23 protein-coding genes are annotated in these 23,141 nt (G+C 71.9%); 15 read left to right on the top strand and 8 right to left on the bottom strand.

The window, feature by feature from the left end; all coding sequences use genetic code 11:
* Window positions 1-106: 106 nt before the first annotated feature.
* From ACTIE5_RS12045 to ACTIE5_RS12080, 8 genes are all read left to right on the top strand, one after another.
* Window positions 107-1,027, top strand: a complete 921-nt coding sequence (locus ACTIE5_RS12045; protein ID WP_439549946.1) for a LysR family transcriptional regulator — start codon at window positions 107-109, stop codon at window positions 1,025-1,027.
* 102 nt (window positions 1,028-1,129) lie between these two features.
* Entirely contained in the window at window positions 1,130-1,846 is a 717-nt protein-coding gene (locus ACTIE5_RS12050; protein WP_439549947.1) for a PIG-L deacetylase family protein, read from the top strand.
* A gap of 5 nt (window positions 1,847-1,851) precedes the next feature.
* Entirely contained in the window at window positions 1,852-2,694 is an 843-nt protein-coding gene (locus ACTIE5_RS12055; RefSeq protein WP_439549948.1) for an FAS1-like dehydratase domain-containing protein, read from the top strand.
* Window position 2,695: 1 nt separating this feature from the next.
* A complete protein-coding gene (locus tag ACTIE5_RS12060; protein ID WP_439549949.1) occupies window positions 2,696-3,910 on the top strand; it encodes a CaiB/BaiF CoA transferase family protein in 1,215 nt (404 codons plus the stop codon).
* A gap of 22 nt (window positions 3,911-3,932) precedes the next feature.
* Window positions 3,933-4,907, top strand: coding sequence for a Bug family tripartite tricarboxylate transporter substrate binding protein (locus ACTIE5_RS12065; protein WP_439549950.1), 975 nt, complete (start codon window positions 3,933-3,935; stop codon window positions 4,905-4,907).
* Window positions 4,908-5,014: 107 nt separating this feature from the next.
* The gene (locus ACTIE5_RS12070) at window positions 5,015-5,989 is read left to right on the top strand and encodes an MBL fold metallo-hydrolase (RefSeq protein ID WP_439549951.1); all 975 of its coding nucleotides are present in this window, start codon (window positions 5,015-5,017) and stop codon (window positions 5,987-5,989) included.
* Complete coding sequence (locus tag ACTIE5_RS12075; protein ID WP_439549952.1) at window positions 5,989-6,957, top strand: Bug family tripartite tricarboxylate transporter substrate binding protein; 969 nt, start codon at window positions 5,989-5,991, stop codon at window positions 6,955-6,957. The genes ACTIE5_RS12070 and ACTIE5_RS12075 overlap by 1 nt, the downstream gene beginning before the upstream one ends.
* A complete protein-coding gene (locus ACTIE5_RS12080; protein WP_439549953.1) occupies window positions 6,954-7,835 on the top strand; it encodes an amidohydrolase family protein in 882 nt (293 codons plus the stop codon). The genes ACTIE5_RS12075 and ACTIE5_RS12080 overlap by 4 nt, the downstream gene beginning before the upstream one ends.
* Window positions 7,836-7,929: 94 nt before the next feature.
* On the opposite strand, the gene ACTIE5_RS12085 is transcribed toward ACTIE5_RS12080, so the two are convergent.
* Together ACTIE5_RS12085 and ACTIE5_RS12090 are read right to left on the bottom strand one after the other, a co-directional pair.
* Window positions 7,930-8,451 (bottom strand): TspO/MBR family protein, encoded by a 522-nt coding sequence (locus tag ACTIE5_RS12085; protein WP_439549954.1) that lies wholly within the window; start codon window positions 8,449-8,451, stop codon window positions 7,930-7,932.
* A gap of 48 nt (window positions 8,452-8,499) precedes the next feature.
* Complete coding sequence (locus tag ACTIE5_RS12090; protein WP_439549955.1) at window positions 8,500-9,465, bottom strand: Bug family tripartite tricarboxylate transporter substrate binding protein; 966 nt, start codon at window positions 9,463-9,465, stop codon at window positions 8,500-8,502.
* A gap of 87 nt (window positions 9,466-9,552) precedes the next feature.
* On the opposite strand from ACTIE5_RS12090, the gene ACTIE5_RS12095 reads away from it, so the two are divergent.
* Window positions 9,553-10,239, top strand: coding sequence for a glutathione S-transferase family protein (locus ACTIE5_RS12095; RefSeq protein WP_439549956.1), 687 nt, complete (start codon window positions 9,553-9,555; stop codon window positions 10,237-10,239).
* Window positions 10,239-10,949: a hypothetical protein gene (locus ACTIE5_RS12100; RefSeq protein ID WP_439549957.1), complete on the top strand. Its 711-nt coding sequence runs from the start codon at window positions 10,239-10,241 to the stop codon at window positions 10,947-10,949. Before ACTIE5_RS12095 ends, ACTIE5_RS12100 begins: the two co-directional genes overlap by 1 nt.
* Window position 10,950: 1 nt before the next feature.
* Here ACTIE5_RS12100 and ACTIE5_RS12105 read toward each other — a convergent pair whose 3' ends face one another.
* Both ACTIE5_RS12105 and ACTIE5_RS12110 read right to left on the bottom strand, forming a co-directional pair.
* Complete coding sequence (locus ACTIE5_RS12105) at window positions 10,951-13,317, bottom strand: methyl-accepting chemotaxis protein (protein ID WP_439549958.1); 2,367 nt, start codon at window positions 13,315-13,317, stop codon at window positions 10,951-10,953.
* 108 nt (window positions 13,318-13,425) lie between these two features.
* A complete protein-coding gene (locus ACTIE5_RS12110) occupies window positions 13,426-14,271 on the bottom strand; it encodes a S1C family serine protease (protein ID WP_439549959.1) in 846 nt (281 codons plus the stop codon).
* A 381-nt stretch (window positions 14,272-14,652) separates the two neighbouring features.
* On the opposite strand from ACTIE5_RS12110, the gene ACTIE5_RS12115 reads away from it, so the two are divergent.
* Window positions 14,653-16,293, top strand: a complete 1,641-nt coding sequence (locus ACTIE5_RS12115; protein ID WP_439549960.1) for a tannase/feruloyl esterase family alpha/beta hydrolase — start codon at window positions 14,653-14,655, stop codon at window positions 16,291-16,293.
* 136 nt (window positions 16,294-16,429) lie between these two features.
* Here ACTIE5_RS12115 and radC read toward each other — a convergent pair whose 3' ends face one another.
* From radC to ACTIE5_RS12135, 4 genes are all read right to left on the bottom strand, one after another.
* Window positions 16,430-17,188, bottom strand: a complete 759-nt coding sequence (gene radC, locus ACTIE5_RS12120) for a RadC family protein (RefSeq protein ID WP_439549961.1) — start codon at window positions 17,186-17,188, stop codon at window positions 16,430-16,432.
* A 64-nt stretch (window positions 17,189-17,252) separates the two neighbouring features.
* Window positions 17,253-17,651, bottom strand: a complete 399-nt coding sequence (locus ACTIE5_RS12125; protein ID WP_439549962.1) for a DUF2306 domain-containing protein — start codon at window positions 17,649-17,651, stop codon at window positions 17,253-17,255.
* Window positions 17,652-17,793: 142 nt separating this feature from the next.
* Entirely contained in the window at window positions 17,794-18,600 is an 807-nt protein-coding gene (map, locus tag ACTIE5_RS12130; protein WP_439549963.1) for a type I methionyl aminopeptidase, read from the bottom strand.
* A 104-nt stretch (window positions 18,601-18,704) separates the two neighbouring features.
* Window positions 18,705-19,619: a methyltransferase domain-containing protein gene (locus ACTIE5_RS12135; RefSeq protein ID WP_439549964.1), complete on the bottom strand. Its 915-nt coding sequence runs from the start codon at window positions 19,617-19,619 to the stop codon at window positions 18,705-18,707.
* Between the two features lie 65 nt (window positions 19,620-19,684).
* Between ACTIE5_RS12135 and ACTIE5_RS12140 the strand changes: the two genes are divergently transcribed.
* The 4 genes from ACTIE5_RS12140 to grxC all read left to right on the top strand — a co-directional run bounded on the left by ACTIE5_RS12140 (window position 19,685) and on the right by grxC (window position 23,140).
* Entirely contained in the window at window positions 19,685-20,299 is a 615-nt protein-coding gene (locus ACTIE5_RS12140; RefSeq protein WP_439549965.1) for a cysteine dioxygenase, read from the top strand.
* A 168-nt stretch (window positions 20,300-20,467) separates the two neighbouring features.
* Window positions 20,468-22,066 carry a rhodanese-like domain-containing protein gene (locus ACTIE5_RS12145; RefSeq protein ID WP_439549966.1) on the top strand — a complete coding sequence of 533 codons (1,599 nt, stop codon included), beginning with the start codon at window positions 20,468-20,470 and terminating at the stop codon, window positions 22,064-22,066.
* Window positions 22,059-22,838 (top strand): double zinc ribbon domain-containing protein, encoded by a 780-nt coding sequence (locus ACTIE5_RS12150; protein ID WP_439549967.1) that lies wholly within the window; start codon window positions 22,059-22,061, stop codon window positions 22,836-22,838. The genes ACTIE5_RS12145 and ACTIE5_RS12150 overlap by 8 nt, the downstream gene beginning before the upstream one ends.
* 44 nt (window positions 22,839-22,882) lie before the next feature.
* Window positions 22,883-23,140 (top strand): glutaredoxin 3, encoded by a 258-nt coding sequence (gene grxC / locus ACTIE5_RS12155; protein WP_439549968.1) that lies wholly within the window; start codon window positions 22,883-22,885, stop codon window positions 23,138-23,140.
* Window position 23,141 lies beyond the last annotated feature (1 nt).

Below are 23,141 nucleotides of genomic sequence, written 5' to 3' on the forward strand. Positions count from 1 at the left end.
GGGCGGGGCGGGGGGGGGGGGCGCCCCCCAGCCCCCGGGCCACAAGCGCACCCCCCGGGAACACCCTCCCCCCACCCCCGCACAGCCGTGCTACACGTTGGCGGTCATGGCGATCGATTTCCTCGGGCTGGAGGCGTTCCTGTCGATTGCGGAGCGCGGGTCGTTCCGCAAGGCGGCGGCGCATCTCAACCTGTCGCAGACGGCCTTGTCCCATCGCATCCGCAAGTTCGAGGAGGGGCTGGGCCTCAAGCTGCTGGCGCGTACCACCAGGCAGGTGACCTTGACGCCTGCGGGGCTGGACCTGGCGTCCCGCGCCCGCGCCCCGGTGGAGGCCTTGAATGCAGCGCTGGGCGAGTTGCGCGCCGGCGCCGGTTCCGCGCAGCAATCCGTGACGATCGGCTGCCTGCCGACGATCGCGGTGCATCACGTGCCGCGCCTGCTGGCCGATTTCAGCGCGGCCCATCCCGCCGTCACGGTGAAGGTCTTCGACAATTCCGCCAGCGAGATCGCGGAGCGGGTTGCGAGGGGGGAGGCCGAGTTCGGCATCACCATCGTCTCCGCCAATCGCTGGGACCTGGATATCGTGCCGCTGATGACGGAGGCTTTCGTCCTCGCCTGTCCCGCCGCGCATCCCTTCGCCACGCGCCCGCATCTGGCCTGGTCGGATCTCGAAGGCCAGCCTCTGGTCCGCGTCGCGCCCCATACCGGCAACCGGGCCCTGCTGGATGAGGCGCTGGGCGCGCGCCGCGATGCGATGGATTGGCGGTATGAGGTCCAGCACCTGGCGACCGCGATCAGCATGGTGGGCGCCGGCATCGCGCTGGCCGTGGTGCCCCGCCTGGCGGTCGATGCCGCCGGCACAGCGGGGGTGGTGGCGGTGCCGTTGCGGGACCCCGCGGTGGTGCGCCGCCTCGGCGTGGTCTCACGCCGCGGCGTGCCGCTGTCGCCCGCGGCGGAGGCGCTGCTGGCCCTGCTGCGCCAGCGCTTCAGGCCGGCCGCCCCGGCGCGCGGGCGGAAATCCGCCTGACCGCACTCATGCACATCCCCGCATAATCCCACCGTTCTTTCCATTTGTCGCATGACGGCCCAGGCGCCATATGGCCGGCAATCGGAAACCCAGGGGAAGCGCATGCCCAAGACCGGATTCGTCGTCACCGCCCATCCCGGCGATTTCGTCTGGCGTGCGGGCGGGGCGATCGCCCTGCATGCGAAGCGCGGCTGGCGCGTGAAGATCCTCTGTCTCTCCTTCGGGGAGCGCGGCGAGAGCCAGTTCGCCTGGAAGGACCCCTCCGCCACGCTGGAATCCGTCAAGGCCGCCCGCAAGGCCGAGGCCGAGGCCGCGGCCGCCGTGCTGGGCGCGGAGATCGAGTTCATGGATGCCGGCGACTACCCGCTGGTGACGACGCCCGCGATGATGGACCGCGCCATCGACCTGTTCCGGGAGCTCAACCCGGCCTGGGTGCTGACGCATTCCCTCAACGACCCCTATAACCTCGACCACCCGGAGGCGACGCGCTTCGCCCAGGCCGCGCGCATCGTGGCGCAGGCGATGGGCCACAAGCCCGGCCCCGGCTACAGCTACGCCGCGCCCCCCGTCTTCCTGTTCGAGCCCCACCAGCCCGAGCAGTGCAACTTCCAGCCCAACGTCATCCTCAACATCGACGAGGCCTGGGAGACGAAGCGCCGTGCCTTCGAATGCCTGCCCGCGCAGAAGCACCTCTGGGCCTATTACGAGCGTGTGGCGCTGAACCGCGGCATGCAGGGCGGCCGCAACTCCGGCAAGGCGATGGTGTATGGCGAGGCCTATCAGCGCCTCTTCCCGATGATCATGGACGAGCTGGCGTAACCTCCGTGCAGGAGCTGCAAGGCTGGATCGGCCGCGCGAGGGAGGTGGCGGATGAGATGTCCGCCCCCGCCGCGCGGCGCATGGCCGCGATGCTGGACCAGGCGGCGCCGGACCTCTCGCCTGGTGCCCCTGTTCCCCCCTTCTGGATCGCGATCCTCTTCGACGACGCGCAGCCGCAATCGCGCCTCGGCGCCGATGGCCATCCGGAGAAGGGCGAGTTCCTGCCCCCCGTGCCGCTGCCGCGCCGCATGCTCGCCGGCCGCCGCATGAACTACGCCTCGCCACTGCGCATCGGTCAGAAGCTGACGCGACGTTCCGAGATCACCGCCATCACGCCGAAGGAAGGCCGCAGCGGGAAGCTCTGCTTCGTCACCGTCCTGCATACCGTCACCGGCCCCGATGGCGTGGTGGCGACGGAGGAACAGGACATCGCCTACCGCGAGGCCTCGACCGGCGCGAGCGCGAAGGCCGAGGCGCCCGCCACGAAGCCCGATGCCGCCTGGCGCGTCCCCTTCAACCCGGACCCCGTGCTGCTGTTCCGCTACTCCGCGCTCTGCTTCAACGGCCATCGCATCCATTACGATGTGGATTATGCGCGGGATGCCGAAGGCTATGCCGGCCTGGTCGTGAATGGCGGGCTCAGCACCACCATGCTGCTCGATGCCGCGATGAAGCAGGCGCCCGGCGCCACGCTGCGCGCCGCCGATATCCGCACCATGCGCCCGGTGATGTGCAACCGCCCCGCGACCTTGGCCGGCACCGCGCCCGACGAACAGGGCAACCGCACCCTCTGGGTGGAAGACGAGACCGGCGCCATGGCGCTGCGCATCCAGGCGAGGATTTCGTAAATTGGCAGGCCCGCTCTCAGGATTGCGCGTCCTCGATCTTTCCTCGGTGGTCGTCGGGCCCGTCTGCACCGGCGTGCTCGCGGAACAGGGCGCTGAAATCATCAAGCTCGAAAGCCCGGAAGGCGATTTGCTGCGCAAGCTCGGCGGCAAGGGGCGCAATCCCGGCATGGCCGGCAAGTTCCTCAACTTCAACCGCGGCAAGCGGTCGATCTGCCTCGACCTCAAGCACCCCCGCGCGAAGTCGGTGCTGCGCCGCATCGCGCTCCGTTGCGACATCCTAGTGACGAATATCCGCCCCGACGCGCAGAAGCGCCTCGGCGTCGATGCGGCCTCCATGGCGGAAGCCGCGCCGCGTCTGATCCACTGCTCCATCGTCGGCTTCGGCACCGATGGCCCCTATGCCGGCAAACCCGCCTACGACACCGTCATCCAGGGCGTCTCCGGCGTCGCCAGCTGCTTCGAGGCCAGCACCGGCGAACCTCGCTACGTCCCCATGCTCGTCGCCGACCATGTCTGCGGGTTGATCGCCGCGCAGCAGATCGGCTTCGCGCTGTATCGGCGGGAGAAGACGGGAAGGGGCGAGAGCCTCGAGATCCCGATGTTCGAGAACATGGCCGGCTTCGTGCTGCAGGAACACCTCGGCGCCATGTCCTTCCGCCCCGGCCTCGGCGTGCCCGGGGACCTTCGCGTGCTGAGCCCGGAAGCCCGTCCGCTCAGGACGGCCGATGGCTACATCTGCGTCTCCGCCAATACCGACGCGCAGGCGCATGGCTTCTTCGACGCCATCGACCGGCCGGATCTCAAGACCGATCCGCGCTTCGCCACCGTCACGGCGCGCACCGCGAACACCAAGGATTACTTCGCCCTGCGCGCCACGGCGCTGACGGGCCGCCCCACATCCGAATGGCTGGACCTCTTCACCCGCTACGACGTCCCCGCCATGCCCTACAACACCATCGAGAGCCTGCTGACGGACCCCCATCTGCGGGCAACCGGCATGGTGCGGGAGGAGGAGCACCCGACCGAGGGCCCGACCTTCGCGATCGGCGCGCCCAACAAGCTCTCCGGCGGCATGGCGCCGCCCCTGCCGGCTGCACCGCGCCTCGGCGCCGATGGGCCCGCCATCCTCGAAGCGGCGGGGTTCTCCGCCGACGAGATCGACGAACTCGCGCAGCACGGCGCGCTGAAGACAATCCCGCGCGACACGTCGCGCTGAAGATAAAAACGGGAGAAACACCATGAATCGCCGCACGCTTCTCACCGCCGCCACCGCGCTGCTCGCCGCGCCGCGCCTGGCCGTCGCGCAAGGCGCATGGCCGGAACGGCCCGTCCGCGTCATCGTCCCCTTCACCCCCGGCGGCACCACGGACATCCTGGGCCGCGCCATCGCGGCCGAACTCCAGGAAGTCTTCAACCAGCCCTTCGTGATCGAGAATCGCGGCGGCGCCGGCGGCACGGTAGGCTCCGAAGTCGTGGCCCGTGCCGCGCCCGATGGCTACACGCTGATGATGGGGCATATCGGCACGCTGGCCGTGAACCCCTCCCTCTACCGCAACCTCAGCTTCGATCCGTCCACCTCCTTCGCCCCCATCGGGCTGATGGCGATCGTGCCGAACATCCTGGCGGTGAACCCGCGCAAGGTTCCCGCCAACAACGTGCAGGAACTCATCGCGCTGGCGAAGGCCCGGCCCGGGGCGCTCACCTACGGCTCCGGCGGCAACGGCTCCGCCGCCCATACCGCCATGGTCGCCTTCTGCCAGGCCACGGGCACGCAGATGGAGCACATCCCCTATCGCGGCACCGGCCCGATGATGAACGACCTCATCGCCGGCACCATCGACCTGACGCTGACCGGCGGCCCCGCCATCCTGCCCGCCGTGCGCAGCAATCTGGTGAAGGCGCTCGGCGTCTCCTCGCTCCGCCGCCTTTCTTCCGCGCAGGACATCCCGACCATTGCGGAACAGGGCGTCACCGGCTTCGATGCCACGCAATGGTATGGCCTCGTCGCCCCAGCCGGCACGCCGCGCCCGATCATCGATCGCCTGAACGAAGCGCATAACCGCATCCTCAACGGCCCGCGCCTGCGCCCGCGGCTGGAAGGGGAGGGCGCCGACGCCGCCCCCGGCACCCCCGAGGAATTCCGCGACCTCATCGCCCGCGAACGCACCCGCTGGGGTGAGCTGATCCGCGCCACCAACATGCGCCCGGACTGAGGGCCACCCTGCCTGCGGCCGCCAGGGCGCGACCGCAGGCGTGGCCCCCGGCCTGCTCCGCCGTGACTCGACGACCAGGCTGCTTCAGCAACAGGGAGAGACCAGGAATGACCCTCATCACCCGCCGGGGTGGCGCGCTTCTCGGCGCCGCCGCCCTCGCCACATCGGCGTTGCCCCGCCACGCCGCAGCCCAGGCCGCGCCCACCCAGGCCGCGCCCGTGACGAACCCCGGCTTCCACCGCTTCCGCATCGGCGGCTTCACGGTGACGACGCTGTTCGATGGCACGGCACGCCTGCCGCTCGAAGGCTTCGTCGCCAATGCCAGCGTCGCCGATGTCCAGGCCGTGCTGGCGGAAAGCTTCCTGCCGACGGACCACTATCTGACGCCCTACACCGTCACGGTGGTGGAGACCGGCAGCGCGGTTGTGATGTTCGATGCCGGCACCGGCGGCCAGCTTTCCCCCCAGGCCGGGCGCATGGCGGCGAACATGGCGGCCGCGGGCCTCGACCCCGCGCGCATCACGCATGTGGTGTTCACGCATTTCCACGGCGACCACATCACCGGCCTGACCACCGCGCAGAACCAGGCGGTGTTCCCGAATGCGGAGATCGTGGTCCCCGCCGCCGAATGGCGCTTCTGGACCGATGCGACGAATGAGGGCCCGGCCCCCGCGCGCCAGAAGCCCAACTTCGCCAACACCGCCCGCCGCTTCGGCCCCTATCAGGGCAAGATCCGCCAGGTGCAGGAAGGCCAGGAAGCCGTGCCCGGCATCCGCGCCGTCTCCGCCTTCGGCCATTCACCCGGCCATACCTGCTGGCATGTCAGCGACGGCGCCGCGCAGTTGATGGTGCTGGGCGACATCACCCATCGTCCCGAACTCTTCGCCCGCCGCCCCGAACTGCAGGTGATGTTCGACTTCGATCCCACCACGGCGGTCGAGACGCGCAAGCGCATGCTGGACCGCGTGGCGACGGACCGCATCCACGTCACCGGCTACCATTTCCCCTTCCCCGCGCATGGCTTCATCGCGAAGGAAGGGCAGGGCTACCGCTACGTCCCCGCCGATTGGGCCGCCTCGTGATGCGCCGCCGTCTCCTCCTCGGCACCGCGCTCGCGCTGCCCGTCATCGGCACGGCCCGCGCGCAGGGCGCCTGGCGGCCCGACCGCCCGATCCGCATGCTCGTCCCCTTCGCCGCCGGCGGCGTCGCGGACCTCACCGCCCGGGCGGTCGCCAGCCGCATCGCGGAGCGCCTCGGCCAGCCCGTGGTGATCGACAACCGCCCCGGCGCCGGCGGCATCGTCGCCGGCCAGGCGCTGATGGCCCAGCCCGCCGATGGCCACACGCTGCTGGTCGCCAGCAACGGCACCGCCATCAGCCGCGCCTTGTTCCGCACGCTGCCCTTCGACCCGCTGCGGGATTTCGCCCCTGTCGTGACGATGGGCGCCTTCCCCATCGCGGTGGTGAACGCGCCCAATTCGCCGGATGCCACCATCGCCGCCCTGCTGGCCCGTCTCCGCGCCAATCCCGGCCGTCTCAACATCGGCACGATCAGCGCGGGCAGCACGCAGAACCTCTCGGCGGAGCTGTTCAAGATCCGCAGCAACACGCGGTTCGAGACCATCGCCTTCCCCGCCACCCCCCAGTTGATGACGGCGCTGCTGCGCGGCGACATCGATGCGGCCTTCGAGATCACCGGCCCCATCGCCGGCCAGGTTTCCTCGGGTGCCATCCGCGTCCTGGCGACGACGGCCGCCACGCGCGCCCCCACGCTGCCCAACGTGCCGACGCTGATGGAATCCGGCGTGCCCGACTATGATGTGGCATCCTGGAACGCCATCGTCGCCCGCACCGGCACGCCGCCGGAAGCCATCGCCGCCATCAACGCGGCGGTGAATGAGGCCCTGTCGAGCGGCGACCTCCGCCAGGCCCTGACGCAGGTCGGCGTGGACCCTCGCGGTGGCACCGTCCAGGCCATGGGTCAGCTGCTCGCGGCCGATACCGCCCGCTGGGCCGAAGTGATCGAGAAGGCAGGAATCGAACGCCAGTGACCACCCGCATCATCCCCACCTGCAAGGGCCCGGACCCCGATACCCGCAAGCCGCGCCTGGTCCTGCCCCCCGGCGCCGTGGACGCCCATTGCCACGTCTTCGGCCCCGGCGCCGTCTTTCCCTACTCGGAAGACCGCGCCTACACGCCCCCCGACGCGCCCTATGAGGGGCTGGTCGCCCTCCATCGCACCCTCGGCGTCTCCCGCGCCGTCATCGTCCATGCCTCCTGCCACGGCAGCGACATGACGGTGACGCTGGATGGCATCGCGCGGTCGAATGGCGCCATGAAGGGCGTGGCGGTCGTGGACCCCGGCGTCACCGATGCCGAACTGGCGCGCCTCGATGCCGGCGGCATCCGCGGCGTGCGCTTCAACTTCGTGAAGCACCTCGGCGGTATGCCCGACATGGCGTTCTTCCAGCGCGTGCTCGCGCAGGTGGAGCCGCTGGGCTGGCACGTGGTCCTGCATCTGGATGCGCAGGACATCGTGCCGCTGGCGCCCGTCATCGCCGCGATCCGCATCCCCTTCGTCATCGACCATATGGGCCGGGTGAAGGCGAAGGACGGCACCGGCCAGCCTGCCTTCCTGCAGCTGCTGGACCTGATGAAGAACCCGCTCGCCTGGGTGAAGATCTGCGGGTCGGAGCGTGTGTCCTCCGCCGGCGCGCCCTTCACCGATGCGGTGCCCTTCGCCCAGGCGCTGCTGGCCGCCGCGCCGGATCGCTGCCTCTGGGGCACGGATTGGCCGCATCCGAACATCGCCGGCGACATGCCGAATGATGGCGACCTGGTGGATCTGCTGGGCGCCATGACGGACGACGCCGCGCTCATCAAGCGCGTGACGGTCGACAACCCCGAACGCCTCTACTGGGCGCGCTGATGGCTTCTCCCTCCCCCGCGCTTGCGCGGGGGTTGGGGCGCCGCACCAACGCCGAAGGCTGGTCGGGGTGGGGGGGTATGCGCCGCCGCCGAACCTACCCCCGCTGGTAGCGCCGCGGCGGCGCCTTGATCTCCGCCATCGTGATCACGGGATGCGGCCCCGGGTTGCGCCGCCACATCGAGAAATTCAGCACGCAGGCAAAGGTCACCCAGGCGAGGTAGGGCACCATCAGCCAGGCCGCCGTCGGGCTCGCGGGCGCGAAGGTCACGATGCAGCCCAGGATGGAGGCCCAGAGCGCCATCGCCTCCGCCAGGGCCAGCCCCAGCCGCCGCACGCCGAAGAACAGCACGGACCACAGCGCGTTCAGCCCCAGCTGCACCGCCCAGACGCCCAGCGCCAGGCCGAAGCCCTCCACCCGCCAGACCAGCCAGGCCGCGACCGCGATCATGATGTAGAGCAGCGACCAAGCGACCGGGAACGCCCAGTCCGGCGGCAGCCAGGAAGGCCGGTCGAGCCGGTCATACCACTCCCCCGGCTTGAACACCGCGCCGGTGCAGGCGGCCGCGAAGCACACCGCGAAGAAGCCCAGAAGGCCGAAGATCGATTGCCAGTCCATGCCGGGGACATGGGCGCAAGAAGCACCCATGTCCACAACAAAGGGGGTTCAGCCCACCTTCAGCCCCGCCGCCTCGATCACCCGTGACCATTTGGCGTTCTCGGACCGCACGAAATCGCCGAAGGGGCCGGGTTCCAGGAAGAAGGCGCGGCAGCCATTGTCGTTCAGCTGCTGGACCACCTGTGGCGTCTCCGTCGCCCGCTTCAGCGCCGCCGACAGCCGCGCCACCACCGGCGCCGGCATCCCCGCCGGGCCGACGATCCCCCACCACGGCGCCGCGGTGAAGCCGGGCAGCGCGGCCTCCCCGATCGTCGGCACCTCCGGTGCCTGCGCCGCGCGCACCCCCGTCGTCACCGCCAGCGCCTGGATGCGCCCCGCGCGCACATTCTCCTGCACCGTGGAGAAGGCATCGAAGTAGTAGTCGAGCCGCCCGGCCACGAGGTCCGTGGTCGCCTGCGCCGACCCGCGATAGGGCACATGCGTGGCCCGGATGCCGGCCGCGGTGTTGAAGGCCTCCGCCGTCAGATGGCTGGTGGATCCCTGGCCGGAGGAAGCGAAGTTCAGCGTCCCCGGATTGGCCCGGGCATGGTCGATGAAGCCCCGCAGCGTCGTCGGCAGCCCCGTGCGCGTGACCAGCGCGAAGGGCCCGTCGCCGATCGGGCCGATGAAGCTGAAGTCGCGGTCCGGGTTCCAGGGCGTGTCACGCTCGATCAGCGGACGGTAGAAGGACCCCGCGCCGGCGATCAGGATGGAATAGCCATCCGCCGGGGATTTCGTGACGTTCTCCGTCCCGATCGCGCCGCCCGCGCCCGCGCGGTGGTCATAGACCAGCGGCTGGCCCAGCTGCGCCATCATCGCATCGCCCACGATGCGGGCGATATTGGCGGTGGCGCCGCCGGGCGGCCAGGGGATGACGAAGCGGATCGGCCGCGTCGGCCAATTGTCCTGCGCCCGGGCGGCAGGGGCGGCCATCAGGGCCGCGGAACCGCTCAGCAGGCCACGTCGCGTCGTCATCGCGTCATCTCTCCGTCTGTCCCGCGTCCATGTTGCGCGATGCAGCATGAAGCCCGCAACATATCCGGACCAATCCGGAAGAAACGCATGCCGCCCACCCTCCATCTCGGAAGTGCCTGGTCGTCATCCTGGTCGATCGTGGGATGGATGGCCTGCCGGCTCGGCGGGCTTCCCGTCACGGAGAACCGGATCTTCCTCTCCCGCCCCGACAGCCCGCCGAAGCTGAAGGCCGTCTCGCCCTCCGGCCGGGTTCCCGCCTTGCATGTGGATGGGATGGTCCTGTGGGACAGCCTGGCCATCGCGGAATGGCTGTGGGAACGCGATCCCGGCTGCGCCATCTGGCCGAAGGACCCCGCCCGCCGCGCCTATGCCCGCTGCGTGGCGGCGGAGGTCCACAGCCATTTCGACGATGTCCGCAACGGCCTGCCGATGAACCTCATCAAGCGCTGGCCGATCCGCGATGGCCTGCCCAGCAACGTGAAGCTCATGGCCCGCCCCGGCGTGCGCGCCGGCACCGAAAGGATGGAGGCGATGTGGCGCGACGCCCGCGCCCGCCATGGCGGCCCCTACATCGCCGGCGAGGAGTTCTGCTTCGCCGATGCCGCCTTCGCGCCGATGTGCAGCCGCTACGTCACCTACGGCATCGAACTCGCCCCCGACAGCATGGACTTCATCGCCAGCGCCATGGACAGCCCGCTGATGCGCGAATGGCGCGCGCGCGCGGAACGCGAAGCGGATGAGGTCGGCCGTGACATCGTCATGGCATCCCCCTGATGACGCCGATCGATCCCGCGCTGGTCGCGCAGCTTTCCGCCGTCGCGGTGCCGACCCTCTCCGCCATGCTCTACGCCCGCGGCCTGCGGACGCGCTTCCTGCATGGCATCGTCCCCGCCAACCCGGCCGCCGCGCGCGTCATCGGCCCCGCCGTGACCATCCGCGCCATCCCGGTGCGGGAGGATCTGCGAGATGCCGTGCTCAAGGGGGAGGCCCCCAACCTCCACCGCCGCTTCCTGTCGGAAGCCCCGCCCGGTGCCGTGGTGGTCTTCGCGACCGGTGGCGCCGCCCATACCTCGGTGCTGGGCGACATCATCGCCATGGCGCTGCATCGCCAGGGAGTCGCGGGGATGGTGGTGGATACCGGCGTGTCGGACCTGCCGACGGTCGCCGGCATGGATTTCCCCGTCTTCCATGGCGGCGGCTCCGCCCCCGTGCCGTCGGGCGCCGCGGTGATGGTGGTGGACCGGGACCTGCCCGTTTCCATCGGCCCCGTCGCCATCTTCCCTGACGACATCATGGTGGGTGATGCATCCGGCGTCATCTGCATCCCCCGCGCCATCGCCGCCGACATTGCGGCGGAGGCGGTGGAGAAAGAGAAGCTGGAGGCCTGGATCCTGGAGGAGATCGCCGCCGGCGCTCCCCTCGAAGGCACCTACCCGCCGGACGCCGCCACCAAGGCCCGGTACAAGGCCGCGACGGGGGGGTAGCTCAGGCCGCCTTCGCCTTCCCCTCTGGCGCCGCGACGATGGCCACCAGCCGCCGCCGCGTCGCCTCATCCAGCCCCTCCAGCCGCCCGCGCAGCCGGCCGTGGCTGGCCGAGACCACCACCAGCGTCACGCCCGCCATCTGCAGTTCCGGCACGCTGACGCGGCAATGCTCGCCCGCCCGTCCCCGGGCCGTCGTCTCCAGCGCCATGCCGCCCTCGGAGACATCGACCACCCGCGCCGCCGCCGCCACGCCATCGGCGCCCGTGATCGTCGCCGCCGCGGCATAGGCCCGGCGCGGCGCCATGCGGCGGTCCACCTCCGGCGTCGATCCGCGCACCACGCCGACCAGCGTCTGCTTCAGCGCCGCCACCGCGTCGCCGGCCAGGCCGGTTTCCGCCCGCACCTCCGCCAGCAGCGTGGTCGTCGTCGCCGTCTCCCGCGACACCTGCGCGATCCGCTCCGCCACTTCCCGCGCGGATTGGGTGGTCTGGCCGATGATGCCCGCGATCTCCCGCGTCGTGACGGCCTGTTCCTCCACCGCCGCGGCGATGGCGGAGGCCGCGACATCCACGTCTCCCACCGCGCCGGCGATGGCGCGCACCGCGCCCGTCGCGGCTTCCGTCGCCGTCTTCACTTCCGCGATCTGGCGCGTGATGTCGTCGGTGGCGCGCGCGGTCTGCGCGGCCAGTTGCTTCACCTCCCCGGCCACCACGGCGAAGCCCTTGCCGGCCTCGCCCGCCCGCGCCGCCTCGATCGTCGCGTTCAGCGCCAGCAGGTTGGTGCGCGCCGCGACATCGGCGATCAGCGCCGCCGCGCCGCCGATCCGCGCCACCGTCTCCGACAGTGCCTGGATCGCCTGCGCACCGCGCTCCCCCAGTTCGGTCGCGCCCCGCGCCGCACCGGCGGTGCGGGACACCTGGGCGGAGATCTCCCCGATCGAGGCCGTCAGCTCCTCCGTCGCCGCTGCGACCGATTGCGACGCGCGCAGCGACTGTTCCGCGGCGGAGGCGACCGAGGCGCCGTCCCGTGCGATGGCCTCCGCCGACCCGCCGACGGCATCGGCGCCGATCCGCAGCCGTTCCATCCGCGCCGTCACCTGGTCGATCGCCGCATGCACTTCATGGTCGACCCGGTCGGCCATGGCGCGCAGTGCCGCCGTGCGCTCGGCCTCCGCCGCCAGGCGCTGGCGCTTCGCTTCCGCATCGGCCTCCCGCGCCCGCAGCGTCACCAGGCGCAGCGCCTCCGCCGCCGCCAGCACGCCATCGACCTCATCGCCGCCCGGGGTCGCGCGGCGCTGGGCGATGGGCTCCTCCACCTGGCCCTCCGCCACCCGCGCCAGGGCGGTGACGGCGCGGCGCAGCGGCCCGGCGACGGCCCGGCCCAGCCAGGCCAGCACGCCCAGCACCAGCGCGATGCCCGCCAGGGCCAGCGCCGCATTGGCGATCATGCCGGCCTGCTGGTCCTGCCGCCGCTGCTCCACCAGCGCCGCCAGCACCGTGCCGGCCTCGCGCTGCGCGGCCACCACGGCCTCGATCGCGCGGGTCGATCCGGCGAACCAGGCCGGCGCCGCGACGGGGTAGGGGGCGCCCTGGTCGGCCGCCGCCAGCACGGAGCGGCGCAGCGGCAGCATGGTATCCTGCCAGGTCGCCAGCGCCTGGCGCAGCGCCAGGGCGGCGCTGGGGGGCAGCCCCTCCGCCAGCGCCCCGGCGCGGGCCAGCGCTTCCTCCGCCCGTGCCGCGAAACCGCCAAGTGCCCGCTGTTCGGCTTGGCCCGGGGGGCGGCCCTGGGCGATCAGCCCGTTCATCATGCCGCGTTCGCGGCCCGCCTGTTCCGCCGCCTCCGCCAGCGCGGCGCGCAGCGAGGCGAGTTGCCCCGCCAAATCCGTACTGGTCAGGGACCGCGCCTCCATCAGCCCGCGCAGCGCCGCCACGGCATCGATCTGCGCCGTGGCGGCGGCGAACCAGGCCGGCGGGGCGGGGCGGGTGCCGGCGCCCGCATCAATGGCGCCGCGCATGGCCGCGACGCGCGCCTCGGCTTCCGCCAGCCGCGCGCGGGCTTCCTCGAACCCCGCCAGGCCGTCCTGCGCCTGGGCCAGCGCCTGTCCCGCCTGCCGGCGCGCCCCGCGCGCGGCTTCCATCGCCGCCGGGGTCGCGGCGGCGGGGTTGGCGAGGATGCCGTTGGTGGTCCCGCGTTCGACCGCCAGCGCGACGCCGGCTTCCACCAGCAGCGCCACCCGCGCATTCACGGTCTGCTGGTCCTGGGCCATGCCCGCCTGGCGCGCGGCATCGAGCCCCGCCTGGCCGAGCAGCAGGACCACCCCCGCGCCCAGCAGCAGGACGGGGAGGAGGATCTTCAGGCGGAGGGACAAGGCGGGCATCCGGTGCTCGGCGCCCCGCAGGGGAGGACGCTGGGATGCACGCTGCGCGCGGAGTGCTAACGCCGTGTCAACGTTGGGTTCGCGGCGTGGGACGCCGCGCTACCCCATGCAGCGCATGAACAGGGTGGAGGGATGCGCGATCTCCCCCACCTCCGCCGCGCCGCGGGGCGGCAGTTCCGTCATGGTCGGGTTCACGCCATTGGCGCGCAGGAAGGCCAGTGCCTCCGTCCCCTTCACCGCGAAGTTGACGTTCTGCGGGATGTCGCCCGTGCGCTGCGCGATCCGCTGCGCATTGAGCTTGGAGACGATGACGCCCACCACCTGGCCGGACATGTCCAGCAGCGGCCCGCCCGAATTGCCGGGCTGCACCGGCGCGCTGATCTGGTACTGCCGCTGGTTGTCGGCCAGCCCCGCCAGGGCCGAGATTTCGCCGGTTGTCAGCGTCGGCCCGGAGGACAGGAGCCCCGCCAGCGGGAAGCCATAGGTGACAACACCCTCGCCCCGCCGGACATTCACGTCCCGCCGGAAGGGCAGGGGTGGGCCCGCTTCCGCCGGCACCTCGATCAAGGCCAGGTCGCGGTCGCGGTCGCTGGCGATGACGCGGGCGGGCAGGTCCGCGCCGCCGGTCAGGCGCACGCGCACGGCGCGGCAATCGTCGATGACGTGGTGGTTGGTCAGCGCGCGCCCCGGCGCCACCACGAAGCCGGTGCCCGACGACACCATCCGCCCCGTGCCCGCCCCCGGCTGTGGCGCCCCCGGCTTGCCCGGCACGCCCGCCTGCGGTCCCGGGGGAAGCGCCGGCGGCTTGGTGGTGGGCAGCGGCGGAAAGCCCGCCTGCGGCGCGCCCCCAGGCGCGGCCGGGCCTGGCTTGCCCTGCCCCATCGCATCCCCCCCGGCGATCAGGCCAAGGAGGAGGGCGGGCAGCAGGGCGGGGCGGAGGTGCATGGCGGCAAGGATGGCGGCGCGCGGACCCCCGGGTCAACCATGTCGAAACAGCACGAAACCTTCGCGCCCCCTGGCACGCCCCCTGGCACGCCCCCTGGCACGCCCTCCTGGCAGGCCCCCTGGGCCAAGCCGGACCGCGGGGCCGCACCAGGCGGGGCGTCCGGGTCCGGCGGCCGCGCGCCTTGCGCCAGCGCCGTGCCCGATGCCAGCATGGACCCCGCGCCGGATCGCGCCCCGGCGCATCGCCGTCCCTCCCATCCCCAGCCTTCCTCGCATGCTCGACGCAGGAAATCCTGGCGCCGGCGCGCCTGATCGTTATACGTTATAACTATCAAGCGACCGGCGCGCCAAGCGCCGCGTGAAGGGGAGGGGTCCGCCACCATGATGTCCCGCCATGCCAGGCTGCTGGGATCGGCGCTCGCGCTGACCGGCAGCTTCGGCGCCACCGCCCTGGCGCAGACCCGCGCCTGCACGGACCTCGCGGCCCTCGCGCGCCCCGACCTCCGCATCACCCGGGCCGAGCCCGTCCCCGCCGGCACGCTGCCCACCGAGAATCGCGGCCGCGCCGCGCTGGCCGGGCCGGACCGCGCGGCGATGCCCGCGCATTGCGTGGTGGATGGCATGATCGCGCCGCGCACCGGCGTCGGCGGCGTCAGCTTCGGCACCGGCTTCCAGCTTCGCCTGCCGGAGGATTGGAACGGCAAGCTGCTGTTCCAGGGCGGCGGCGGGATGGATGGGGTGGTGGTGGAGGCGACGGGCGTCGTCCCCATCGCCGGCGCCACCGCGGCGCCCGCCCTGATGCGCGGCTATGCCGTGGTTTCCACCGATGCCGGCCACCAGGGGCGGGACACGCGCGACGCCACCTTCGGCCTCGACCAGCAGGCGCGCTACGACTACGCGCAAGGTTCGGTGCCGATGGTGGCGCGGGAGGCGACGAGCCTCATCGCCAGCCGCTACGGCCGCGCCCCCGAACGCCGCTACTTCATGGGCTGCTCCAATGGCGGAAGGCAGGGGATGCTGGCCGCGCAGCGCGACCCGCTGCTGTTCGACGGCATCGTCGCCGGCAATCCCGGTTTTCGTCTCAGCCGCGCCGCGGTCGCCCAGGCCTGGGACGTGCAGGCCCTGCTGCGCGCCGCGCCCCGCGATGCCGATGGCCAGCCCATCCTCGCCGCGTCGCTGACGCCGGCCGACATGACGCTGGTGGCCAACGCCGTGCTCGCTTCCTGCGACGGCGCGGACGGGCTGCGGGACGGCCTCGTCCAGGCCCCCGCATCCTGCCGCTTCGACCCCGCCTCGCTGCGCTGCCCCACGGGCGAGAAGACCGCCTCCTGCCTGGCCCCCGCGCAGGTGGAGGCGCTGCAGACCGTCTTCGCCGGCGCCCGCAACAGCCGGGGGGAGGCCATCTATGCCGGCTGGCCCTGGGATGCCGGCATCGCATCCCCGGGCTGGCGCGCCTGGAAGCTCGGCACCTCCCAGACCGGCCGCCCCAACGCGCTGAACGCGACGCTCGCGGCCTCCTCGCTCGGCTACTTCTTCCTGACGCCGCCGCTGCCGGACCTGAACCTGGCCGCCTTCGACTTCGACCGCGACACGGCGATGACGGCGCAGACGGCCGCGATCAACGACGCCACCGGCACGATGATGTCGAGCTTCGCGCAGCGCGGATCGCGCCTGCTGGTCTTCCACGGCAACAGCGACCCGGTCTTCTCCGCCAGCGACATCACCGCCTACTGGCAGGACCTCGCGCGCGACAATGGCGGGGACCAGGCCCTGGCCGGCTTCGCCCGGCTGTTCATGGTCCCCGGCATGGCGCATTGCGGCGGCGGCCCGGCGATGGAGGATTTCGACCCGCTCGCGGCGCTGGAAGCCTGGGTGGAGCGCAACGAACCGCCCGCCCGGATCGTCGCGCGCGGCGCGTCCTTCCCCGGCCGCACCCGGCCGCATTGCCCCTTCCCGCAACAGGCCCACTACACCGGCGGCGACCCGGAGCGCGCCGAGAGCTTCGAGTGCCGCGCGCCGTGAGCCCGGGGGGAGCGCCGCCCCCCTGCACCAAGCGAGCAACGCAAGGGGGCGCCGCCCCCCTGCACCAAGCGAGCAACGCAGGGGGGCGCCGCCCCCCTGCACCCCCGGCCAGGGCCGAACCGGCCCTGGACCGTCGCTAGAGAAGCCCCTCCCGCCTGAACGACAGATGCCGCCCATTGCCCATGATAAGATGGTCATGGACCGTGATGCCCAGCACCTGCGCCGCCGCCTTCACCTCCTGCGTCATCTCCAGGTCCGCCCGCGACGGCGTGGGATCGCCGGAGGGATGGTTGTGCACCAGGATCAGCGCCGTCGCCTGCAACTCCAGGCAGCGCTTCACCACCTCCCGCGGATAGACCGGCGTGTGGTTCACCGTGCCGCGCGCCTGCGCCTCATCCGCGATCAGCCGGTTCTTGCTGTCCAGGAACAGCACGCGGAACTGCTCGATGCTCTCGCGGGCCAGGGCGGCATTCAGGTAGCCGATCAGCCGGTCCCAGTTGTTCAGCACGGGCTGGTCGCGCACCTCCGCCCGCATCAGCCGCAGCGCCGCGCCATGCACGGTCTTCAGCGCCGCCGTGCCGGCCTCCCCCATCCCCTCCACCGCCTGCAGGTCGCGCGGGGCCGCGGCGATGGCATTGGCGAAACTGCCGAAGCGCGCCAGCAGCGCGCGGGCGATCGGCTTGGTGTCCCGCCGCGGCAGCGCCTGGAACAGCAGCATCTCCAGCATCTCATGGTCCAGCAGCGAATCCGGCCCGGCCGTCAGCAGCCTGGTCCGCATCCGCGCGCGATGGCCGAGATGCCCCGGCGGCGCCGCATCCTCGGGCTGTGACACGCCTTCCGGGAACAGCCCCTCCAGGGCCGCGGTCGCTTCCGAGAATTGCGGCTTCCGGGCCATCCCGTCCCCACGGTGCAAGACCCCGAGGGTGCAACGAACACCGCCCGATCTTCAACCCTGGCGTTCACCAACCGAAGACGACCGCCCCCATGATCCGCCCCGGCAGCATGGTGGCGCCGCCCGCGATGATCAGCCCGCCGAAGAAGATGGAGATCATCAGCCGCCCATGGGCCGCCACATTCCCCCGCCGCACCCGCAGCACCGCCAGCGGCAGCATGATCAGCACCGCGAGCGAGATCAGGTGGATGTAGGAATAGTGGTGCCCCCGCGCGGCGCTGGTGATCCAGAAGGAGGACAACGCGACGGCCACCATCAGCACCACCCAGACCCGGCCGAGATGGCGATGCGGCAGCGTGCCCCGGGGCGCGACCAGCTGAACGATGCCGAGCCCGAGCGCCGCCATCGCGGAGAAGGCATGGACCTGGACCATGGCGGGGGCGGCGAGGAGCGGGGCAAGGGTCACAACCGAACTTCCTTTATGTAGATGTAATTCACATTTACATAAGGCGACGCGACGAGGCGGTCAACATGAAAAAACCCCCGCCCCAGGGTGGGGCGAGGGTTGGATCAGGCGCATCGGGCGCCCCGCGAGGGGCGGGGCGGTTTCACCCGCTATAGGGCGGCCGGTGCATGCCCATGGGGGAGATGGTGAAGATCTCCACCCCGTCTTCCGTCACGCCCACCATGTGCTCGAACTGGGCGGACAGGCTCCGGTCCCGCGTCACCGCGGTCCAGCCATCATCCAGGATCTTCACCTCCGGCCGCCCGGCATTCACCATCGGTTCCACGGTGAAGAACATGCCGGGCTTGAGCGTCGGCCCTTCGCCGGGCCGGCCGAAATGCAGCACATTTGGCGGTTCATGGAAGCGCCGGCCGATGCCATGGCCGCAGAAGTCCCGCACCACGCTGAAGCGGTGCTTTTCCACGAAGGTCTGGATCGCGTGCCCCACATCGCCGAGCGTGGCGCCGGGCCTGATGGCGGCGATGCCGCGCATCATGCTCTCATAGGTCACGTCCATCAGCAGCTTCGCCTTGGTGGAGGCCTGGCCCGCCACATACATGCGGCTGCTGTCGCCATGCCAGCCATCCAGGATCACGGTGACATCGATGTTGATGATGTCCCCGTCCAGCAGCACGCGTTCCCCGGGAATGCCGTGGCAGACCACATGGTTGATGCTGGTGCAGGATGATTTCGTGTAGCCGCGGTAGCCCAGCGTCGCGGGGATGGCGTGATTGGCGATGGTGAAGTCGTGGATGATCCGGTCCAGCGCCTCCGTCGTGATGCCCGGCTTCACATGCGCGGTGATCATGTCGAGGGTCTCGGCCGCCAGGCGGCCGGCACGGCGCATCCCCTCGAAGTCGGAGGGGGAGTGGATCGTGATGCGGCGGCTTTCGCCGCCCTGCTGCTCCATCGTTCTGGGACCGTCCGGGCTTGCGTGGGGGTGGCCCGATAAATGCGCCGCGCTCCTTCGCGTTGCAAGCGCGTGGCGGGCAGGGCTGCCCTACCCACCAGGCTTCAGTGGCCCGGCTTCTCCCCCGTCTTCCGTTCCACGGTCCCCAGCGCATCCGCCAGGCGATGCGTTGCGCTGCCGGGCCTGGCCGGCTTCTGCTGGCTTTCATGCGGGGACCAGCCCGTCAGCACCATCAGCCGCAGCGCCGGGTCGATCCCCTCCGGCCCCTTCGGCAGGCTGGCCGCCGCCATCGGCAGCAGGGCGCGCGGCGGCGTGCGCCGGTCCGCCGCTAGCACGGCATTCGCCTCCCCCGCCGCCCGCAGATCGGCGAAGAGGCCGAGCGCCGTGCGATAGGCCAGCGCCACGCTTTCCAGATCCGCGACCGGCAGCGCGAAGCCCGCGCGCTGCAGCAGCCCGGCGCCGTCCCGCAATTCCGGGAAGGGCGACACCCGCGGCGATACGCCGCCCCGCAGCGTCGCCTCCGCCTGCCCCAGCGCATCCCGCAGCGGCTGCAAGGTGCCGAGCGCGGGGAGCGAGGCCAGGAACAGCCCATCCGGCGCCAGCGCGCGCCTGATCTGCACCAGCGCGCCGGGCAGGTCGTTCACCCAGTGCAGCGACACGGACGCCACGATCAGGTCGAAGGACCCCGGCGCAAACGGCAGGAATTCCTCATCCCCCGCGACGGAAAGGGCTTCGCCGCCCGCCTTGAACATTCCCGCCCGGAGCATGCCGGCCGACAGATCCATCGACACCACGAAGGGCACGCCCCGCGCCCGCAGCCTTGGTGCCACCACGCCCCGCCCGCCGATATCGAGCGCCCGCGTGAAGCGCCGCGTCGTGTCATCCAGCCGGTCCAGCAGCCGGTCGGCGCAATCCTCCAGCACCGGCGCCACGCGCCCGACCGTCGCCGCCGCCCTGTCCCGCCGCCGTCGCACGAGGGCGCGGTCGAAGACCATCATCGCATCCATGCGATGGGACATGCCCCCGCTTCGCCCCGGCGACAAGCCGCGCTAGGCTCGACCGACAAACCGGAGGATGGCCCCCAATGAACGTCACCGATGCCTCGGCCGCCCGCGCTGCCGCCGTCGCTTCCACCATCGACCGCATCCGCGCGATCGAGGCCGAGATGGGCGTCACCCGCCCGGCACTCGAGAAGATCCGCGCCGAGCTGATGGCCCTCGCTGCGCAGGAACACCTCTTCCCCAGCCATGTCTTCCCGCCGCCCGAGGGCGGCGCCAAGGGCGCCAACCGCTACCTGATGCAGGAAGACCCGGACAACCGCTTCGCGCTCTATCTCAACGCGCTGAACCCCGGCAACCGCACCAAGCCGCATGACCACACCACCTGGGCCGTCGTCGTCGCGGTGGACGGGCAGGAACTCAACAAGGTCTACGCCCGCACCGATGATGGCTCGGACCCCGAGCGCTGCCAGATCCATGTGGCGGAGGAGATCATGGTGGAGCCCGGCCGCGGCATCTGCCTGATGCCGGAGGACATCCACTCCATCCACACCACCGGCGACGTCCCCACCCGCCACCTCCACATGTACGGCCTGGCGCTGGAGAAGCTGGAGGATCGCAAGGGCTATGACGAGGAGACGGGCGCCGTCACCCTCTACAACAAGGCCTTCATGAAGCCGACGAGCCAGCCCAGGGCCTGACTTTCTTCATGCCCTCAGACGGCGGGCGGCCGCATCCGCGGCCTTGCCTTCGCGCGGGCCGCGGGCCGTGCTGGCTGCGCGGCCCGTTTGCGCGCGGGCCGCATTCGCGGCCTCGGCCGGCGTGAAGCGCGGCCGTCCGCCGTCTCCAATCCTTGCCAGGAGCCCACGATGAAGGCCGCCTTCGTTGCTGCTGCCACACTGAAATCCTGGCTCCGCGACGGCGCCGAACTCGCCATCCTGGATGCGCGGGAGGAAGGCGAGTTCAGCGCCTCCCACCTCTTCTGGGCCATCCCCTGCCCGTTGTCCCAGGCGGAGCTTCGCGCGCCGCGCCTGCTCCCCCGCCGCGCCACCCGCATCGTCTGCTGCGACGCCGGGGAAGGGGGCTACGCCGCACGCCTCGCCGCCTTCCTCGCCACCATCGGCTGCACGGATGTCCACATCCTCGAAGGCGGCACCCAGGCCTGGGCGGCAGCGGGGTATGAGCTGTTTTCCGGCTTCAACGTGCCCTCCAAGGCCTTCGGCGAATGGGTGGAGCACCACTACGCCACCCCCTCCATCGATGCCGCCGAACTCGCCGCCATGCAGGCTGCCGGCCAGGACATGATCGTGGTGGACAGCCGCCCGATCGCGGAATTCCGCGCCATGTCCATCCCCGGCGCCATCGATGTGCCGGGCGCCGAACTCGCCTATCGCGTCCCCGCCATGGTCCCGCGCCCGACCACCACGGTGGTGGTGAACTGCGCCGGCCGCACGCGATCCATCCTGGGGGCGGAAAGCCTGCGCCGCGCCGGCCTGCCCAACCCGGTGGTCGCGCTGCGCAACGGCACCATGGGCTGGGAACTCGCGGGCTTCACCTGCGACCGAGGGCGGGACGCCAGCTACGCCCCCGGCACGCCGCCGGATGCGGCGGAAACCCTGGCCCGCGCCCGCCGCTTCGCCGAGGGCACGGGCGTGCGCTGGACCCCCCGCGCCGACCTGCCCGCCCTGCTGGCGGACACGACGCGCACCACCCATTGCCTCGATGTCCGCGACCCCGCCGAATACGCGGAGGGCCACATCCCGGGCTTCCTGAGCTCCCCCGGCGGCCAGCTGGTTCAGGCCACCGATGCCTGGGTCGCCACCCGCCACGCCCGCATCATCCTGGCCGATGATACCGGCACCCGCGCCGCCATGACCGCCGGCTGGCTGCGGCAGCTCGGCGGGTGGGAGGTTTTGTGCCTGACGGACGCCCTGGACGGCCCGCTGGAGGAAGGCCACCTGGCGCCCGCCATCCCCGGCCTGCCGAGGCCCGCCACCATCACCGCCCCCGACCTCGCCGCCCGCCTGGCCTCCGGCGGCGCCGCGGTGGTGGATTGCGGCCGCAGCCTGGCCTTCCGCGCCGGCCACATCCCGGGCGCCCATTGGGGCATCCGCACCCGCCTGGCGCCGCTCGCCGCCCGGCTGCCGGCGGACCGCCTGGCGGTCGTCACCGCGCCGGACCCCGCCATCGCGGCCCTGGCCGCCGCCGAACTCGCGGCCATCCACCCCGCGCCCGTCGCCGTGCTGGAAGGCGGCACCGCCGCCTGGAAATCCGCCGGCCTGCCCCTGCACGCCGACCGCCGCACCCCCCCGGACGAGGCCTGCATCGACGCCTGGCTCCGCCCCTATGACCGGAACGACGGCGTGGAGGAGGCGATGCGCGCCTACCTGGCCTGGGAGATCGACCTGGTCCATGCGGTGGAACGCGACGGCGACGCCCCCTTCGGTGCCCAAGGGGGCCATGGGTAGCGGGTTCCTTCTGAAGCGCCTCGGCCTCGGCGTCCTCGACGCCGTGATGCCGCCGCATTGCCTGACCTGCGACGAAGCGGTGGAGATCCAGGGCACGCTCTGCGGCGCCTGCTTCCGCGGCCTGCACCGCATCACCGCGCCGATGTGCCCGCGCTGCGGCGTGCCCTTCCTGCATGCCGGCCAAGGCGGGGGCGGGCAGGCGGGCGCCGGGGGGCTGTGCCCCGGCTGCCTGGAACACCCGCCTTGCTACGACACCGCCCGCGCCGCGCTGCGCTACGATCCCGGCAGCCAGAAGCTGGTGCTGCCCTTCAAGCACGCGGACAGGCCGGAACTCGCGGGCCCGCTCGCCGCCCACATGGCCCGCGCGGGCGCCGCCCTGCTGGCGCGCTGCGACCTGGTGGCACCGGTGCCGCTGCATTGGCGGCGCCTGTTCAGCCGCCGCTACAACCAGGCCGCCCTGCTGGCCGGGCGCCTGGCCCGGGACGCGCAGCGCCCCTGCATCCCGGACCTGCTGCGCCGCCGCCGCGCCACGCCCCCGCTCGGTGACCTCGGCGCCGCCGCCCGCGCGGCGCTCCTGGCCGATGCCTTCACCATCCGCCCCCGCGCCATCCCGCGCCTGCGCGGCCGCCGCGTGCTGCTGGTGGATGATGTGATGACATCGGGCGCCACCGCCGATGCCTGCGCCCGCGCCCTGCTGGAAGCCGGCGCCGCCGCCGTCGATGTCCTGGCCGCCGCCCGCGTGCCCGATCCGCGGCTTGAAGCTGAAGCCTGACTCAAAGGCTTGACCCGCACGCCATCCGGCCCGATCTGGACCGCATGGCCAAGATCGAGATCTACGTCCAGGATTTCTGCCCCTACTGCGCGCGCGCCGTGGGCCTGTTCCGCAAGAAGGGCGTGCCCTTCGATGAAATCTATGCCCCCAACGGCTCCGACGCCCGCCGGGACGCCACCGCCCGGTCCGGCGGCCGCACCACCGTGCCGCAGATCTTCATCGATGGCCGCCACATCGGCGGTTGCGACGACCTGATGGCGCTCGACCGCCAGGGCGGGCTCGACCCCCTGATCGCGGCATGAT

Origin of the sequence: Falsiroseomonas sp. (assembly GCF_051859025.1) — a bacterium.
Classification (GTDB): domain Bacteria; phylum Pseudomonadota; class Alphaproteobacteria; order Acetobacterales; family Acetobacteraceae; genus Falsiroseomonas.

Excerpts from the sequence above, each read along its gene's own strand:
- ACTIE5_RS12045 (WP_439549946.1), top strand. The coding sequence starts at position 107 with ATGGCGATCGATTTCCTCGGGCTGGAGGCGTTCCTGTCGATTGCGGAG.
- ACTIE5_RS12050 (WP_439549947.1), top strand. The coding sequence starts at position 1,130 with ATGCCCAAGACCGGATTCGTCGTCACCGCCCATCCCGGCGATTTCGTC.
- ACTIE5_RS12065 (WP_439549950.1), top strand. The coding sequence starts at position 3,933 with ATGAATCGCCGCACGCTTCTCACCGCCGCCACCGCGCTGCTCGCCGCG.
- ACTIE5_RS12070 (WP_439549951.1), top strand. The coding sequence starts at position 5,015 with ATGACCCTCATCACCCGCCGGGGTGGCGCGCTTCTCGGCGCCGCCGCC.
- ACTIE5_RS12075 (WP_439549952.1), top strand. The coding sequence starts at position 5,989 with ATGCGCCGCCGTCTCCTCCTCGGCACCGCGCTCGCGCTGCCCGTCATC.
- ACTIE5_RS12085 (WP_439549954.1), bottom strand. The coding sequence starts at position 8,451 with ATGGACTGGCAATCGATCTTCGGCCTTCTGGGCTTCTTCGCGGTGTGC.
- ACTIE5_RS12090 (WP_439549955.1), bottom strand. The coding sequence starts at position 9,465 with ATGACGACGCGACGTGGCCTGCTGAGCGGTTCCGCGGCCCTGATGGCC.
- ACTIE5_RS12095 (WP_439549956.1), top strand. The coding sequence starts at position 9,553 with ATGCCGCCCACCCTCCATCTCGGAAGTGCCTGGTCGTCATCCTGGTCG.
- ACTIE5_RS12100 (WP_439549957.1), top strand. The coding sequence starts at position 10,239 with ATGACGCCGATCGATCCCGCGCTGGTCGCGCAGCTTTCCGCCGTCGCG.
- ACTIE5_RS12110 (WP_439549959.1), bottom strand. The coding sequence starts at position 14,271 with ATGCACCTCCGCCCCGCCCTGCTGCCCGCCCTCCTCCTTGGCCTGATC.
- ACTIE5_RS12115 (WP_439549960.1), top strand. The coding sequence starts at position 14,653 with ATGATGTCCCGCCATGCCAGGCTGCTGGGATCGGCGCTCGCGCTGACC.
- radC (WP_439549961.1), bottom strand. The coding sequence starts at position 17,188 with ATGGCCCGGAAGCCGCAATTCTCGGAAGCGACCGCGGCCCTGGAGGGG.
- map (WP_439549963.1), bottom strand. The coding sequence starts at position 18,600 with ATGGAGCAGCAGGGCGGCGAAAGCCGCCGCATCACGATCCACTCCCCC.
- ACTIE5_RS12135 (WP_439549964.1), bottom strand. The coding sequence starts at position 19,619 with ATGTCCCATCGCATGGATGCGATGATGGTCTTCGACCGCGCCCTCGTG.
- ACTIE5_RS12140 (WP_439549965.1), top strand. The coding sequence starts at position 19,685 with ATGAACGTCACCGATGCCTCGGCCGCCCGCGCTGCCGCCGTCGCTTCC.
- ACTIE5_RS12145 (WP_439549966.1), top strand. The coding sequence starts at position 20,468 with ATGAAGGCCGCCTTCGTTGCTGCTGCCACACTGAAATCCTGGCTCCGC.
- ACTIE5_RS12150 (WP_439549967.1), top strand. The coding sequence starts at position 22,059 with ATGGGTAGCGGGTTCCTTCTGAAGCGCCTCGGCCTCGGCGTCCTCGAC.
- grxC (WP_439549968.1), top strand. The coding sequence starts at position 22,883 with ATGGCCAAGATCGAGATCTACGTCCAGGATTTCTGCCCCTACTGCGCG.